This window comes from Synechocystis salina LEGE 00031 (genome assembly GCF_015207985.1).
GTDB lineage: Bacteria > Cyanobacteriota > Cyanobacteriia > Cyanobacteriales > Microcystaceae > Synechocystis > Synechocystis salina.
Genome location: NZ_JADEVV010000073.1, coordinates 1 through 14,669, shown reverse-complemented (window position 1 = coordinate 14,669; position 14,669 = coordinate 1). Strand labels below are relative to the sequence as shown.

The window sequence follows — 14,669 nt, the reverse complement described above, 5'->3', positions numbered from 1 at the left end:
GGGGAGGGGAATGCCCTGGTTGGCTGGGGCGATCGCCACCGTGGTTTGGTTGGGGGTTGCCGGAGGGTTAACACCAGCGGGAACGGGGGAAGCCGGCAATGTTTGGGGCTGTTTAAGGGTTTCTAGGGACTGTTGCAGATAAACAATAAATTCCTCATCTGCTTGATCCACGGTGACCGTTTCCGTTGACGATGCCGTGGTGGGAGTGGGCTGCCGGGACTGGAACACCAACCAAAAACTGACTAGGAGCAGATAGACAACGCCACCGCCCAGAAAAATTTTGTCGAGGTGCTTCAACCACCAGGGCTTAGCATTAGCAGAACTGCCTAACTCTTCATATTTGTCCATTGTCCCCACCCATGGAAAAAAGATGTTGCCCATTCTAGCCCAAAATTTCCCCCGCTCTAACCTCTAACCAAGATGGGCCACCCGGGTAGTTAAATACTCCCCCTCGTTGAGATCCACCAGGCGATCGCCAAAGCCGTCCTTACCCCAGAGCTGGAACTGGTTGCCCTGGAGGGAATGGAGTCGTTGTTGATTACTATAGAAATCGTAGGTGGAAGACTCGGGAGCCTGGGCAGTGGGATTTGCCCCCACCATGGTCAATAAACGATCTGCTTTGCTGGTAAATTGCACCACCGTTGTCCCCAAATCACCAAAATTGCCGAGGCGCACGGCAGTTAAATCCAAACGTTTGCCGTAACCTCCCTGGGTCAACAGCAGAACTGCCTCAAGGGGGGAGGCCATCAATACCCCCACTAACTTTTCCGTCTGGCGGAGTCGCATTGCTTCTTGGCCCTGGGCGCTGGGGCTAGAACAAGTGAGACCAACTTGGGCCACATTAAACCTTAGTAAGCGACCATTGCTGGTGGCAATAACCAAATTTTGGTCAGGGGCATTATCCATGGGCGTAACCCATTGGGCAAACTGGAGGCGATCGTCATTTTTTAGCTTGATCAAACTCAAACCCCGTTGGCCCAGCTCCTGCAATTCCTGACCAGCGATCAGTTTGACCCGACCCTGTTGACTAACTAGGAGTAAGTCCTGGGGCCGTTCCGGAGACGGTAAAAACCCCTGGAAAGTAACGGCGGTGGCATCCCGCTGGGCTGACTTGGGCAGCATACGGAGCAGGGGAATGCGGGTAACGACCAGGGGCGGCAAATCTGCAATCGCCACGGGGAAAGCTTTACCGTGGTCACCAATCACAACCAAAGTTTCCCTTCCTTGAATGGGGAGTTGCTGAGTTAAGGGTTCAAAACAGTTGCTTGAGGTTAACGCCTCCGGATGCCAGCCAATTTCCTCCTGGAGATTGATGCTGAGAAAAGCATTAGGTGGAGGTGTTTGGGGCGTAAATAGGGTGAGGGGATTTTTCTTGACAACTGGAACTTGTTTACTGTTTTTTCCGATCGCCTCTGGACTTGGTTGGCCTGGTTCCGGGGTATTGGTCGGTGAATTTTTATGGGCTAGGGCTGAATTTCCCCGCTTCTCAACCGGGGCGGAGTCGGTGGATTGGGCGGGGGCATTGTCTAATGACAATTGTTCTGGTTCTGATGGCTCCGCTTTCTCCTCCATGGCCAGTCCATCTTCCTGTTCCGTCTCCAACTGGGTTTCAACCAGGGTGGTTTTTGGTGCAGGTGATTCCTTTTCTGCCACTGGCAAAGGGGTAATTTTAGCCGGCATTCCCTGTAATATTTTGGTCCGTCGCTCGTCGGCAAACTTTTTCTTCAAACCCCGCAACTCTTTTTTGAGGGCTTTTAACCGTTCCTGGCGATCGCCGATGAGGGTTTCTAGTTGCTGGATACGTTGGGCTAAATCAGTGTGTTCCCGCACCAACTTTTCCCTTTCCAGTCCGGTAATGCGTCGCAGGGGCATCCCCAAAATGGCGTCTCCTTGGGGCTCGGAAAGACCCAACCTTTGCTGGAGCTGAATTTTGGCTGTGGTGCCATCGGAGGCAAAGCGGAGAATTTCAATCAGGGTGTCGAGGTTTTCCAAGCCAATTAGTAAACCCGCCAACAATTCCCAACGACGACGGCTTTCCCCCAACTCATTTTCATACTGCCGCAGGAGGGTGTCTTCCCGGAATTGCAAAAATTCTTGGAGAATTTGCCGCAGCGACATTTGTATGGGCTGATTGTTGACCAGCGCCAGGAAAATTACCCCAAAATTGCTCTGCAAAGGGGTCATGCGATAAAGCTTTTTGAGAATGGTGTCGGCATTGGCATCCCGCTTCAACTCGATCACCACCCGCATCCCCGTGCGATCACTTTCATCCCGCAGGTCGGAAATACCGTCTAACTTGCCGTCATTGACCAAATTGGCAATTTTTTCGATCCAAGCGGCTTTGTTGACCTGGAATGGTAATTCTGTGATCACGATCGCCGTGCGATTATGACTGCGTTTTTTCTCCCCCCGGACGGTTTCAATGTGGCTCACCCCCCGCACCGGAATTAAACCCCGTCCAGTTTGATAAGCCTGGATGATGCCTTCACTGTCAAGAATATGGCCCCCGGTGGGAAAGTCTGGGCCGGGAATTAACTTGAATAATTCTTGGTCTGACAAATCGGGCTTGTTAATCAAACCAATCAAACCATCCACCACTTCCCCCAAATTATGGGGCGGGATATTGGTGGCCATACCCACGGCAATGCCGGAGCAACCGTTTAACAGTAATAGGGGCAACTGGGCTGGCACCACGGTGGGTTCTTCCTGGGAATTGTCGAAGTTGCCGGTAAAATCAACGATTCCCTCGCTGATGCCTTCCAACATGGCCCCCATGGCAATAGGCGCTAAACGGGTTTCGGTGTAACGCATGGCGGCGGGGGGATCATTGTCCACCGAACCGAAATTGCCGTGGCCAGCCAAGAGGGGATAACGGCTGGAAAAGTCCTGCACCATCCGCACCAAGGCGTCATACACGGACTGGTCTCCGTGGGGATGGTATTTACCCAACACGTCCCCCACCACCCGGGCACATTTCCTAAACGGGCGATCGGGGGTCAACCCCAGCTCATACATGGCGTAGAGAATGCGGCGATGCACCGGTTTTAAGCCGTCCCGCACATCGGGCAATGCCCGGCCCACAATCACACTCATGGCATATTCCAGATAGGAACGTTCCATTTCTTCGTGGAGATCGGTGGGGATAATTTGACCGCTGGGGAAAGATTTTCTGGCCATGCCGCTGGGAACCTGTGCGCTCGTCAATTCGCGGCCAATGTTAGCATTGGAAAGGCTGATTCTCTTCCCCACTTTGCTGAGTAAAAGCTTATGACCACGGTTCTCATCGTCGAAGATGACCCCATGAATTTCCGCGTTTTTTCTAAAATTCTCACCAAGCGGGGGGGATTCACCGTCAAAGGCAGTGAGAATGTGGCAGAGGTGTTGGACCTAGCCCGGAGCAAGGCGGTGGACGTGATTCTCATGGATGTTTCCCTCTCCCGCAGCCATTACCAAGGCAAAGCCTACAACGGTATTCAAATTACCCAATTGCTCAAACAGGACCCCACCACGGCCAGTCTACCGGTGATTTTGGTTACTGCCCACGCCATGGCCGGCGATCGAGAGTCTTTACTAGCGGAAAGTGGGGCTGAGGGGTACATTGCCAAACCAGTGGTGGACCACCAAGCTTTTGTCCAGCAGATTCAAGCCATGGCCGGCGGCATTGAAAACCCCAGCCTAGAGATTTAGCTTTAGCCTTTTTTCCATGTTGCCCACTGCCATTGTCCTCACCATTCTTTTGGGCATCATTGCCTACATTTGGGGTTATCCCCATTGGTTAGATTGGCGGGAAAAACAGCTTTTCCAGCGTCCCCTGCCCCCCCATTGGCAAGCCATCCTTGGCGATCGCCTGCCTTTTTATCGACAGCTTTACCCCCAGCAAAGACAAAAGTTAGCAGCAAAAATCCAGTTATTTCTGCAGCAAAAACAGTTCATTGGTTGCAATGATTTTGTCTTGACCGATGAAGTCCGGTTGGTGATCGCCGCCCAGGCTTGTTATCTAGCTTTAGAGTTGGGCAGTAATCCCTACCCCCGGCTGGACACAATTCTTGTTTACCCCGACGCCTTTCAGGTTAGACAGGTCAGCTCCCCCGACGGTTATGTGGTGGAAGAAGAAGAAACTATCCGGGCCGGAGAGTCCTGGGACAGGGCCGGGCAATTAATCCTTGCTTGGGGTACCATTGCCTGGGATTTGGAGCGGTGGCAAGATGGCCATAACGTTATTTTCCACGAATTTGCCCACCAATTGGACATGGGGGACGGAGCCATGAATGGGGTGCCCAAATTGGCCCGTCGCAACGACTATCAACGGTGGCAGTCAACTTTTGCGGCGGAATATCAACAACTACTCAGCCAACTGGAGCATAATCTCCCCACTGTGATCGATCCCTATGGAGCCACTAACCCCTGTGAATTTTTTGCGGTGGTGACGGAAACCTTCTTTGAAAAAGGACAAGAGTTACAACGCCACCACAGGCAACTCTATCAAGTCCTACAAAAATACTATTGTCTTGAGCCGTTGATCAACTGCTAGGGAACGGGCTGTAACCTGGTTACTTCCAGGGAGAATAATCCTCCCCCAGTGGCGGCGTAGGTTCTGACCCGGACAATGTAGTCCCCGGACTCGGTAATACGGGCAAAGGCGAGGGAATTGGTGCCCCCCTCGGTGCTGTCGTCGTTGGCCACAATGGTGGTGCCGTCATCGCCAATGAGCATGACCATGGTGTCGAATTCATCGGAGCGCAGGTCAATGGCCACTTGGTCCCCAGCCCGGAGATTAATGCGATAGTCCCTGGCAAATCCCCCCTCCCCCGTGGGCATATCCTGCAAAGTTAGGCGATCGTTAACCGTCGTATTGGCGTTAATGGGGATGGGATTATAAAAACTGTTTTGATTATTTTGGCCGTAACTTAGGGTTGGGTAGAACACGACCAGGGCAGAGGGCAAACCCATCCAGAGAGGGGCTAATTTGTTTAATTTCCCTGTAGTGAAGGATCTAAACATTTTCGCTGTCCTGACTGAGTACCGACTGGAGCCGACTGAGAAAATTCGATTCCTGGGTGATGGGGATGAACTGTTCAATGGAAGGGGCTGGCCCTGGGGATCTGTGCACTGGGCCTTCTTCGGATACTCTGGGAGCCTTGGAGTTTTCTGGAGCGTGATGCTGGAGATTTTTTTGGCCACGGTGATGCCAAGGGAGGGGTTCCAATTCCCCTGGGTCAGACGGCGAAACTTGCCGGTCTGGTGATTGCGATATTTGGTTTTGCCCTCGGTTGGGAACCTTTAACTGCCATGATTGGTCGGCTATCTTAGTCAACTCCTCCATCGATTTGTCCGTGGCGATCGCCAGGGATCTGGGCAGATTTTGGGAAACTAGACGCTCAAACTCAGCGGAAAAGTGAAAATTAGGTTGTCCCTTCTTGTGCCAAAATTCCAGCAAATGCTCCACCGAAACCGCCTTATAACGGCCGAGGTACAGGGCTTCGATCACCGCCAGACGAATCCACAGGGCTGAAAAATCCTTGAGCCAACCATTGATGACCTGTTTGGGCGCCATTCCCCGGAGGTCAAAACAATAGGCAGTCAAAAGCGAAACTGTCTGCAAAATGCCTGGATCCTTTTGAGTCTGGGATATTGTCATATTTGCTAGGGAGCTATTCTTGGTAGTTCCTAGAATATTAGCTCAAGTCCAGTCTGGGAGAAAGGAGGGTAGGCTATGTTTAAGCAATTGGGAGTTCTGACCACATTTATCGCCTTTGCGTTGGCCCTGGCGGTGTCGGGTAATATTCCCAGTGAAGTCACCAGTTTACCCCAGCAGTCCCTCACCATCGCCCAACAATCCAAGCACCAAGCCCGGCTCCGCTTGCAACGATCCCTACAGCAATTATTTCTGCGGCCCCATCGTTTTTCCGGCTCCAGTAATGGGGTAGTCAGTCCCAAGGTGGAATATTTTTAGTGGCTACCAAATGCGAGTCAAATCGAGTACAAAGCCGGGCATCACTTCGTCGCAATCTATTTTTTGGGGCGATGTTAGAACTTCCGTTTCCTGGGCGGGACGATAAATCTCAACCTGTTGATTTTGGGGATTGATCAATAACCCTAATTGCACCCCCAGCCGTCGATATTCCTGCATTTTTTCCTGTAATGGTTTCAGGTTATCCGTTGCGGACCGGAGTTCAATGACAAAATTCGGCACAACGGCAATAAAACCAACTATTTCGACCCCCCCGAGTTTGGATTGTTCAATCCAAGATACATCCGGCGATAACTTTCCTCCGCCCAGGGCGGTGAAGTCATAGCCACAGGAAGAATCAAACGCCTGACCTAGGTTGGTTTGGCGATTCCAAAGACCAACATCAATGGCCAGATCAAGATTTTTGCGACTAGTCTCTCCCCCGGCTGGTGCCATAACAATCAAATTCCCATCTTTGGTTAACTCAAGCCTTAAATCCGGGTTATCAAGACAAAGCTGATCGAAATGCTCCGGTGAGATTTTTAAAGTGACATGACTGACATCTAGTAACAATGGGTCTTGATCAATTGATCTAACTGGTTGGGTTAGGGTTGCCATGACTGCTCCTGGGTTCACTAAACACTGTGGTGGTTAACCATCTTGACAGCAAATTCCAAATCAACTCGACATACACAACAGTTGTAACGCTTACTTCTGTAAGGTTTTTGCTGTGCCACTCAGATGCCGTAGTCGCTAATATTTTGGCTGACCTAAATTCTAACCATTTCCCTTAGCGCAAAGTTGACAAAGTCCGAAGAACTCTAGGGTGTGGTAATAAATCCGAAAGGAATAATTAGCTTGCAAATTTTCCTCTAAGGATTGTACCGGACAACCTTGGATAGGGAAGGATTCGCCACACTGTAAACAGGTCAGGCAATGTTGATCCTGTTCAAGGGTTTGGTAGAGGAGTTCTCCTGTCATGGTGGCTTGATGTTGGATAAATCCGGCTAACTTGAGGGCGTCTAAAGCTCGATATACCGTGGCCAAGCCAATTTTTTTCGTTTCTCGCAGCTTGGTGAACAGGGCTTGAGCCGACAGGGGCTCCGTTTCCCTTTGCAAAGCTTGGAGCACCAGTCTCTGGTTGACGGTTAGGGACTCTAGGCGAACGGCAAGGGAAGGAGCGGGAAGACTCATGACAATGGTGAGGAACTATGCAATGATAATGATTATCGTTTATTGTTAACTCTCAGGAAAGTTAAATTTTCTGTCAGTTTGATCTTCACTGTATTGCACATTGGCTAATGTTCACATTCCCTGCCGCCCCCCGTTTCATTCAGTCCATTGGTCTTGCTCTAGTGGTGGGCCTAGGTGTCATGGGCTGTCAGCCCGCTGGGGAGCAGGATGGTTCGCTTAGCCAGGAGCCCACGGTGGAGGCCATGGATATTACGGTGAGTATTCCGCCTCAACAGTATTTTTTGGAAAAAATTGGTGGCGATCTGGTGCGGGTGAGTGTGTTAGTGCCTGGCAATAATGATCCCCACACCTATGAACCCAAACCCCAACAGTTGGCGGACCTGAGTGAGGCAGAAGCCTACGTTTTAATTGGCTTTGGTTTTGAGCAACCTTGGTTGGAGAAGTTAAAAGCAGCCAATGCCAATATGAAGTTAATTGATTCGGCCCAAGGCATTACCCCCCTGGAGATGGAGGAGCATGACCATAGTCACGGGGAAGAAGAAGGACATGATCACCATAATCACAGCCACGATGGCCACGACCATGGGCCAGAATCGGAAAAGGAGCAAGCCATGGGAGCAGTGATGGTGGCGGATCCCCACATTTGGTTATCTCCTACGTTGGTGAAACAACAGGCCTCCACGATCGCCAAAGGTTTAGCCGAGTTGGATCCGGAGAATCGGGAACAGTATGAAGCTAACTTGGCTGCATTTTTAGCGGAATTGGAGCAGTTAGACCAAGAGTTACGACAGGTGCTGGAACCTTTACCCCAAAGGAAATTTATTGTTTTTCATCCTTCCTGGGCCTACTTTGCTCGGGACTATAACTTGGAGCAAATTCCCATCGAAGTGGAGGGACAAGAACCCAGTGCCCAGGAATTGAAACAACTAATTGATACGGCCAAGGAAAATAATCTCACCGTGGTCTTTGGGGAAACCCAGTTCAGCACCAAAAGTTCCGAGGCGATCGCCGCTGAAATTGGCGCAAAGGTAGAATTACTTGATCCCCTGGCCGCCGATTGGTCTAGCAATCTCAAACTCGTTGCCCAAAAAATTGCCAATGCCCATAGTGTCCAGCCCCAATAACAATGTCTCCATGGCCGATCGCCCCAGTCCCACGGCTGTGATTACCGTCGAAAATTTATCTGCTGGTTATGGTGCTTCCCCGGTGCTGGAAAATATTAATCTGCGGGTGGAGGAAAGGGATTTTCTGGGCTTAATTGGTCCCAATGGGGGGGGGAAGACTACCTTGCTCAAGGTTCTGTTGGGCCTCATTAAACCATCCCAGGGTACGGTGCAAATTCTGGGGCGATCGGTGGAGCAGGGGCGGCGTTACGTGGGCTATGTGCCCCAGTGGTTGGAATTTGACCGGGCCTTTCCGGTGCGGGTGTTGGACGTGGTGAGGATGGGACGTTTGGGGCGGGGCAAACTATTTCGCCGGTACCATCGCCAAGATGAGGCCATTGTCCACCGTTGTTTGGAGCAGGTAGGCATGGGTAATCTAGGCGATCGCCCGTTGGGGGCATTGTCGGGAGGGCAAAGGCAACGGGTGTACATTGCTAGGGCCTTGGCTTCCCAACCGCAGATTTTACTGCTGGACGAACCCACCGCCAATGTGGACAGCAAAGTGCAGAGGAGCATTTACGAATTGTTGGGGGAACTGAATCAAACCATGACCATTGTGATGATTTCCCACGACCTGGGGGCCATTTCCCGCTACGTTAAAACCGTTGGTTGCCTCAATCGTACTTTGCACTACCACCAAGAGAAATTTATTACGCCCCAGATGATTGAAGCCACCTATCAATGTCCGGTGGATTTGATTGCCCATGGGGTGCCCCACCGGGTTTTCCCCAGCCATGATCAGGGTTCCCCCGTCCTTGATAGTCACAATGGCCAAGGTCATGCCGCGGAGTGTCGTCATGATTGAGGCCCTAACCCAGGCTTGGCAATACGAATTCATGCAGAACGCCGTCCTCGCCAGCTTGTTGGTGAGCTTAGCCTGTGGATTAATCGGTTCTTTTATTGTCATCAACCGCATGGTTTTCATTAGCGGTGGCGTGGCCCATGCGGCCTATGGCGGCATTGGTTTAGGTTATTATTTTGCCTTTAATCCCCTCTGGGGAGCGTTTGGTTTTTCTTTAGTCATGGCCCTGGCCATGGGCTGGGTGGCCAGGAAATATCAACAGCGCAGTGACACTTTAATTGGGGTGATGTGGGCCCTGGGCATGGCGATCGGCATCATGCTGATTGATTTAACCAAGGGTTATAAGGCTGATGTGGCCAGTTACCTATTCGGCAGTATTTTGACGGTGCCCCGGCAGGAACTCTGGCTCATGGCCGGGCTAGATCTCCTAATTGTGATCCTATTATTTTTGCTGTACAAAGAGTTTTTGGCCATTTCCTTTGATCCCGTCTATGCCACTACCCGCAATTTACCTGTAGATATTCTTTACCTAACTCTGGTGGCGGCCATTGCTTTAACCGTAGTGATGGTGATGCAATTGGTGGGATTAATTATGGTCATTGCCCTGTTAAGTATTCCCGCGGCGATCGCCGGTCAATATGTGCGGGATGTGCCCCAAATGATGGCATTGGCCAGCGGTCTAGGCATGGTCTTTTGTTTAGTGGGATTAGCCCTTTCCTACAGCTTTAATCTTTCCTCTGGGGCAACCATTATTTTGGTGGCCAGCATTGCCTATCTGATTAGTTTGGCCTTTAAACGCTAAATCAGCACCTTCGTTTTTTTTCTAAACCTGCGGACGGGCAAGGGAAACTTTTGCTCACACCTGTTACTGGCAGGAAGATACGCAAAAATTTTATGGGTCTAACTACGTTGTCCTACCAGCATTATTTCGCATATTATACAATGTGGGTTCTACCTATATCTTCAGGGTGGAAATCGGAGCTCTTACATTGTTTTCAGCTGATCATCACATTCTCTCGATTCCGTGGACATTTCACTTCATCTCAACGCTGTTCATCAGAACTTAGTCCAATTTGCTCATTCCCCCGACTTTTGGCGCAAACTAGCAATTATCTTCGGTGCTGAATTTGACCGAGCTAAGGCAGAACAACTCCGACGACAATGGCAAGCAGAGGATTTTAGCCAATTACCGACCATCCGAGTTTTAGACCAGGGCATGGCGGGCTTGTTGGGAGCCTACGCCCAGAGTACGGATACCATCTATCTCAGTCAGGATTTTTTGGAGACGGCTTCCCCAGAGCAGATACAAGCAGTTCTGCTGGAGGAAATTGGCCATGCCATTGATGCCCGTTTGAATGTGGCAGATAGCCCTGGGGATGAAGGGGAAATTTTTGCCCATGTGGTGGGTGGTATTCATTTAGATGAGTTGGGATTACAGTCTCTCCGTTCTCAAACGGATCAATTTACTATTCTGGTTGATGGCAATATGGTGCCGGTAGAAGCGGCCGAATTTTCCGCAAGTAATAACGATTCCATTGATATTCCTGATTCGAGTAACGCTAATCCCTATCCCTCCGAAATCACTTTTAGTAATGTTGCAGGGACAATCACCGATATTACAGTCACCCTCAAAGGACTAACCCATACTTTTCCCCGTGACATTGACATTTTATTGGTGGGGCCCACAGGGGCAAAAACCATTCTTATGTCAGATACGGCGGGGAGACTTGGTTTCGAAAGCAGCGTTGACTTATCTTTTTCCAATACAGCATCCACATCATTGCCGAATCCAGATAGTGGCTCAATTACGTCTGGCACATATTTGCCGACCAACGATGGCTTTGGTGAAGATACATTTAGTGAACCAGCCCCCGATGGACCTTATGTTGCCAGCTTTAATGACTTTATTGCAACTAATCCTAATGGCACTTGGAGTCTTTATATCGTTGATGATAATGGTAGTAGTGCAGGTTCCTTGAGTGGGGGATGGACAATAAAAATACTCACTACCAACCTTGATAATATCCCACCCATCATTACTAGTGGAGATACAGCAACAGCAATTAATGAAAACAGTGGAGCCGGTCAAGTAATTTACCAAGTAACAGCCACGGATAATGGTGATATAAATGCAGACGTGACCTTTGGACTGAAAGCCGGGGATGATGCCTCATCCTTCACCATTGATGGCACATCGGGAGAAGTAAAACTCACAGGTAATCCTGACTTTGAAACTAAACCTAGCTATAAATTCACCGTAGTTGCGACAGATGCCGCTAATAATGCTTCAGAAAAAGCAGTTACTCTTGCTATCAAAAATCTGGACGAAGTAGCGCCCACTATTACTTCTGGAAGTATCGCAAAGGCAATTAATGAAAATAGTGGAGCCGGTCAAGTAATTTACCAGGTCACTGCTACAGATGATGCTGATATCAGTACTGGAGTAACGTTTGGCTTGAAAGCAGGGGATGATGCCTCATCATTTACCATCGATCCCACAACAGGAAAAATCACTTTAGTTGGTAATCCAAACTTTGAAGATAAGCCTAGCTATAAATTCACTGTTACTGCGAGCGATGGTGTTAATCCTGCCACGGAGCAACTGGTTAATTTAACTATTAACAATTTAGATGAAATTGCTCCTACCATCACATCGGGAGATACAGCAAAGGCAATTAATGAAAATAGTGGAGCGAATCAAGTAATTTACCAAGTCACTGCCACAGATGATGCTGACATAAGTGCCGGAGTAACTTTTGGCTTGAAAGACGCGGATGATGCTGATTTATTCACTATCGATCCTGCAACAGGAAAAGTTACTTTAATTGGTAATCCTGACTTTGAAACGCAATCGAGTTATAAATTCACCGTTACTGCTGACGATGGCGTTAGTTCTGCCACTGAACAACTAGTTACCTTAACCATCGTTGACCTAGATGAAATAGCTCCAACCATTACATCGGGCGACACCGCAACACCCATTGATGAAAACAGTGGCGCTAATCAAATAATTTATCAAGTCACGGCAGATGATAGTAAAGATATAAGTGCCGGAGTAACTTTTGGCTTGAAAGACGCGGATGATGCTGATTTATTCACTATCGATTCTGCAACAGGAAAAGTTACTTTAATCGGCAATCCTGACTTTGAAACGCAATCAAGTTATAAATTCACCGTTACTGCTGACGATGGTGTTAATGTTCTCACTGAGCAACTGGTCAATTTAACTATCAACAACCTTGATGAAATAGCACCCACTATCACTTCTGAAGATACGGCAACACCTATTGATGAAAATAGCGGTGCTAACCAAGTAATTTACCAAGTAACAGCGGATGATAGTGCGGATATCAGTGGGGGAGTAACCTTTGGGTTGAAGCCAGGGGATGATGCTACATCTTTCAGCATTGACTCCACAACAGGAAAGGTCACTTTAATTGGTAATCCTGACTTTGAAACCCAATCTACTTATAAATTTACCGTTACTGCTGACGATGGCGTTAATAGTCCCACTGAACAACTAGTTACCTTAACCATCGTTGACCTAGATGAAATAGCTCCAACTATCACATCGGGAAATAGTGCAAAGGCGATCGCCGAAAACAGTGGAGCAAATCAGATAATTTATCAGGTGACAGCGGATGATAGTGCGGATATCGGTGCCGGGGTAACCTTTGGTTTGAAGTCAGGGGATGATGCTGATTCATTTACCATCAATGCCTCCACTGGGGAAGTTAAGTTAATTGGTGATCCTGACTTTGAAACCCAATCAAGTTATAAATTTACCGTTACCGCTAGCGATGGTGTGAATGCTGCCACGGAGCAAGTTGTCAATCTAACTATCATCGACCTGGACGAAATAGCACCAACTATTACATCGGGAAATACGGCAAAGACGATCGCCGAAAACAGTGGAGCAAATCAGATAATTTGTCAGGTGACAGCGGATGATAGTGCGGATATCAGTGCCGGGGTAACCTTTGGTTTGAAACCAGGGGATGATGCTGATTCATTTACCATCAATGCTACCACTGGGGAAGTTAAGTTAATTGGTAATCCCGACTTTGAAGCCCAAGCAAGTTATAAATTCATCGTTACTGCTGACGATGGCGTTAATCCTGCTACAGAGCAATTAGTTACTTTAACTATCAATGACCTTGATGAAGTAGCACCTACTATCACTTCTGAAGATACGGCAACACCTATTGATGAAAATAGCGGTGCGAATCAGATAGTTTACAAAGTAACAGCGGATGATAGTGCGGATATCAGTGGGGGAGTAACCTTTGGGTTGAAGCCAGGGGATGATGCTACATCTTTCAGCATTGACTCCACAACAGGAAAAATCACTTTAATTGGTAATCCCGACTTTGAAACGCAATCGAGTTATAAATTCACTGTTACTGCTGATGATGGCGTTAATCCTGCTACGGAGCAACTGGTCAATTTAACTATCAACAACATTGACGAAACAGCACCCACTATCACTTCTGGAAGTGTTGCAAAGGCGATCGCCGAAAATAGTGGTACTAATCAAATAGTTTACCGAGTAACAGCAAATGATAGTGCGGATATAAGTGCAGGAATAACCTTTGGGCTGAAGCCAGGGGATGATGCTGATTTATTCACTATCAGTCCCATAAATGGACAAGTAATCCTGGCCGAGAACCCAGATTTTGAAACGAGGCCTAGCTATAAATTCACGGTCACAGCTAGCGACGGCGTTAACCCTGTTACTGAAAAGCTGATTAGTCTCACCATTAATAATATTGATGAATTGGGTCCTATTATCACATCGGGAGATACGGCAACGCCTATTGATGAAAATAGTGGAGCCGATCAAGTAATTTACACCGTAACAGCGGATGATAGTGCAGATATCAGTGGGGGAGTAATTTTTGGCTTTAAGCCAGGGGATGGTGCTGATCTATTTACCATCAATGCCACCACTGGAGAAGTTAAATTAATTGGTAATCCTGACTTTGAAACCCAACCAAGTTACAAATTCACAGTCACTGCTAGCGATGGCGTTAACCCTGCCACGGAGCAAGTGGTCAATTTAACGATCATCGACCTGGACGAAATAGCTCCAACTATTACATCGGGCGATACCGCAACACCCATTGATGAAAACAGTGGAGCTGGTCAGGTAATTTATCAAGTAACAGCGGATGATAGTGCGGATATCAGTGGGGGGGTAACCTTCGGTTTGAAACCAGGGGATGATGCCACATCTTTCAGCATTGACTCCACAACAGGGAAAGTTAAGTTAATTGGTAATCCTGACTTTGAAACGCAATCTAGCTATAAATTCACCGTCACTGCTAGTGATGGCGTTAATCCTGCTACGGAGCAATTGGTTAATTTGACTATCAACAATCTAGATGAAATAGCTCCTACCATCAAATCGGGCGATACCGCAAAGGCAATTAACGAAAACAGTGGAGCTGGTCAGGTAATTTATCAAGTAACAGCAGATGATAGTGCGGATATCAGTGGGGGAGTAACCTTTGGTTTGAAACCAGGGGATGATGCCACATCTTTCAGCATTGACTCCACA

General features: G+C 48.5%; 12 protein-coding genes and 1 pseudogene. 7 read left to right on the top strand and 6 right to left on the bottom strand.

Annotated elements, in window-relative coordinates; all coding sequences use genetic code 11:
- Together IQ217_RS17585 and IQ217_RS17580 are read right to left on the bottom strand one after the other, a co-directional pair.
- A pseudogene (locus IQ217_RS17585) lies at positions 1-348 on the bottom strand (hypothetical protein); the annotation flags it as partial.
- A gap of 63 nt (positions 349-411) precedes the next feature.
- The gene (locus tag IQ217_RS17580; RefSeq protein ID WP_194021080.1) at positions 412-3,177 is read right to left on the bottom strand and encodes a DNA gyrase/topoisomerase IV subunit A; all 2,766 of its coding nucleotides are present in this window, start codon (positions 3,175-3,177) and stop codon (positions 412-414) included.
- A gap of 90 nt (positions 3,178-3,267) precedes the next feature.
- On the opposite strand from IQ217_RS17580, the gene IQ217_RS17575 reads away from it, so the two are divergent.
- Together IQ217_RS17575 and IQ217_RS17570 are read left to right on the top strand one after the other, a co-directional pair.
- The gene (locus IQ217_RS17575) at positions 3,268-3,687 is read left to right on the top strand and encodes a response regulator (RefSeq protein WP_194021078.1); all 420 of its coding nucleotides are present in this window, start codon (positions 3,268-3,270) and stop codon (positions 3,685-3,687) included.
- 16 nt (positions 3,688-3,703) lie between these two features.
- Positions 3,704-4,531: a M90 family metallopeptidase gene (locus IQ217_RS17570; protein ID WP_194021076.1), complete on the top strand. Its 828-nt coding sequence runs from the start codon at positions 3,704-3,706 to the stop codon at positions 4,529-4,531.
- Here IQ217_RS17570 and IQ217_RS17565 read toward each other — a convergent pair.
- Both IQ217_RS17565 and IQ217_RS17560 read right to left on the bottom strand, forming a co-directional pair.
- The gene (locus tag IQ217_RS17565) at positions 4,528-5,001 is read right to left on the bottom strand and encodes a PPC domain-containing protein (protein ID WP_194021067.1); all 474 of its coding nucleotides are present in this window, start codon (positions 4,999-5,001) and stop codon (positions 4,528-4,530) included. The genes IQ217_RS17570 and IQ217_RS17565 overlap by 4 nt on opposite strands.
- Complete coding sequence (locus IQ217_RS17560; protein ID WP_194021065.1) at positions 4,994-5,638, bottom strand: type 2 periplasmic-binding domain-containing protein; 645 nt, start codon at positions 5,636-5,638, stop codon at positions 4,994-4,996. Before IQ217_RS17560 ends, IQ217_RS17565 begins: the two co-directional genes overlap by 8 nt.
- Before the next feature lie 75 nt (positions 5,639-5,713).
- Between IQ217_RS17560 and IQ217_RS17555 the strand changes: the two genes are divergently transcribed.
- The gene (locus IQ217_RS17555) at positions 5,714-5,953 is read left to right on the top strand and encodes a hypothetical protein (protein WP_190596795.1); all 240 of its coding nucleotides are present in this window, start codon (positions 5,714-5,716) and stop codon (positions 5,951-5,953) included.
- 3 nt (positions 5,954-5,956) lie between these two features.
- Here the strand turns inward: IQ217_RS17555 and IQ217_RS17550 are convergent, their stop codons facing one another.
- Both IQ217_RS17550 and IQ217_RS17545 read right to left on the bottom strand, forming a co-directional pair.
- Entirely contained in the window at positions 5,957-6,568 is a 612-nt protein-coding gene (locus tag IQ217_RS17550; protein WP_194021063.1) for a Uma2 family endonuclease, read from the bottom strand.
- 159 nt (positions 6,569-6,727) lie between these two features.
- Entirely contained in the window at positions 6,728-7,144 is a 417-nt protein-coding gene (locus IQ217_RS17545) for a Fur family transcriptional regulator (protein ID WP_194021061.1), read from the bottom strand.
- A gap of 107 nt (positions 7,145-7,251) precedes the next feature.
- Between IQ217_RS17545 and IQ217_RS17540 the strand changes: the two genes are divergently transcribed.
- The 4 genes from IQ217_RS17540 to IQ217_RS17525 form a co-directional block, all read left to right on the top strand.
- Positions 7,252-8,268 (top strand): metal ABC transporter solute-binding protein, Zn/Mn family, encoded by a 1,017-nt coding sequence (locus tag IQ217_RS17540; protein ID WP_194021059.1) that lies wholly within the window; start codon positions 7,252-7,254, stop codon positions 8,266-8,268.
- On the top strand, positions 8,243-9,112 hold the full coding sequence (locus tag IQ217_RS17535) for a metal ABC transporter ATP-binding protein (protein WP_228024124.1): 870 nt from the start codon (positions 8,243-8,245) through the stop codon (positions 9,110-9,112). Before IQ217_RS17540 ends, IQ217_RS17535 begins: the two co-directional genes overlap by 26 nt.
- Complete coding sequence (locus IQ217_RS17530; RefSeq protein WP_420826702.1) at positions 9,075-9,911, top strand: metal ABC transporter permease; 837 nt, start codon at positions 9,075-9,077, stop codon at positions 9,909-9,911. Before IQ217_RS17535 ends, IQ217_RS17530 begins: the two co-directional genes overlap by 38 nt.
- 222 nt (positions 9,912-10,133) lie before the next feature.
- A partial coding sequence (locus tag IQ217_RS17525; RefSeq protein WP_194021050.1) for a cadherin domain-containing protein occupies positions 10,134-14,669 on the top strand: 4,536 nt, incomplete at its 3' end.

Excerpts from the sequence above, each read along its gene's own strand:
- IQ217_RS17545 (WP_194021061.1), bottom strand. The coding sequence starts at position 7,144 with ATGAGTCTTCCCGCTCCTTCCCTTGCCGTTCGCCTAGAGTCCCTAACC.
- IQ217_RS17565 (WP_194021067.1), bottom strand. The coding sequence starts at position 5,001 with ATGTTTAGATCCTTCACTACAGGGAAATTAAACAAATTAGCCCCTCTC.
- IQ217_RS17560 (WP_194021065.1), bottom strand. The coding sequence starts at position 5,638 with ATGACAATATCCCAGACTCAAAAGGATCCAGGCATTTTGCAGACAGTT.
- IQ217_RS17540 (WP_194021059.1), top strand. The coding sequence starts at position 7,252 with ATGTTCACATTCCCTGCCGCCCCCCGTTTCATTCAGTCCATTGGTCTT.
- IQ217_RS17575 (WP_194021078.1), top strand. The coding sequence starts at position 3,268 with ATGACCACGGTTCTCATCGTCGAAGATGACCCCATGAATTTCCGCGTT.
- IQ217_RS17570 (WP_194021076.1), top strand. The coding sequence starts at position 3,704 with ATGTTGCCCACTGCCATTGTCCTCACCATTCTTTTGGGCATCATTGCC.
- IQ217_RS17535 (WP_228024124.1), top strand. The coding sequence starts at position 8,243 with ATGCCCATAGTGTCCAGCCCCAATAACAATGTCTCCATGGCCGATCGC.
- IQ217_RS17530 (WP_420826702.1), top strand. The coding sequence starts at position 9,075 with ATGGCCAAGGTCATGCCGCGGAGTGTCGTCATGATTGAGGCCCTAACC.
- IQ217_RS17555 (WP_190596795.1), top strand. The coding sequence starts at position 5,714 with ATGTTTAAGCAATTGGGAGTTCTGACCACATTTATCGCCTTTGCGTTG.
- IQ217_RS17550 (WP_194021063.1), bottom strand. The coding sequence starts at position 6,568 with ATGGCAACCCTAACCCAACCAGTTAGATCAATTGATCAAGACCCATTG.
- IQ217_RS17580 (WP_194021080.1), bottom strand. The coding sequence starts at position 3,177 with ATGGCCAGAAAATCTTTCCCCAGCGGTCAAATTATCCCCACCGATCTC.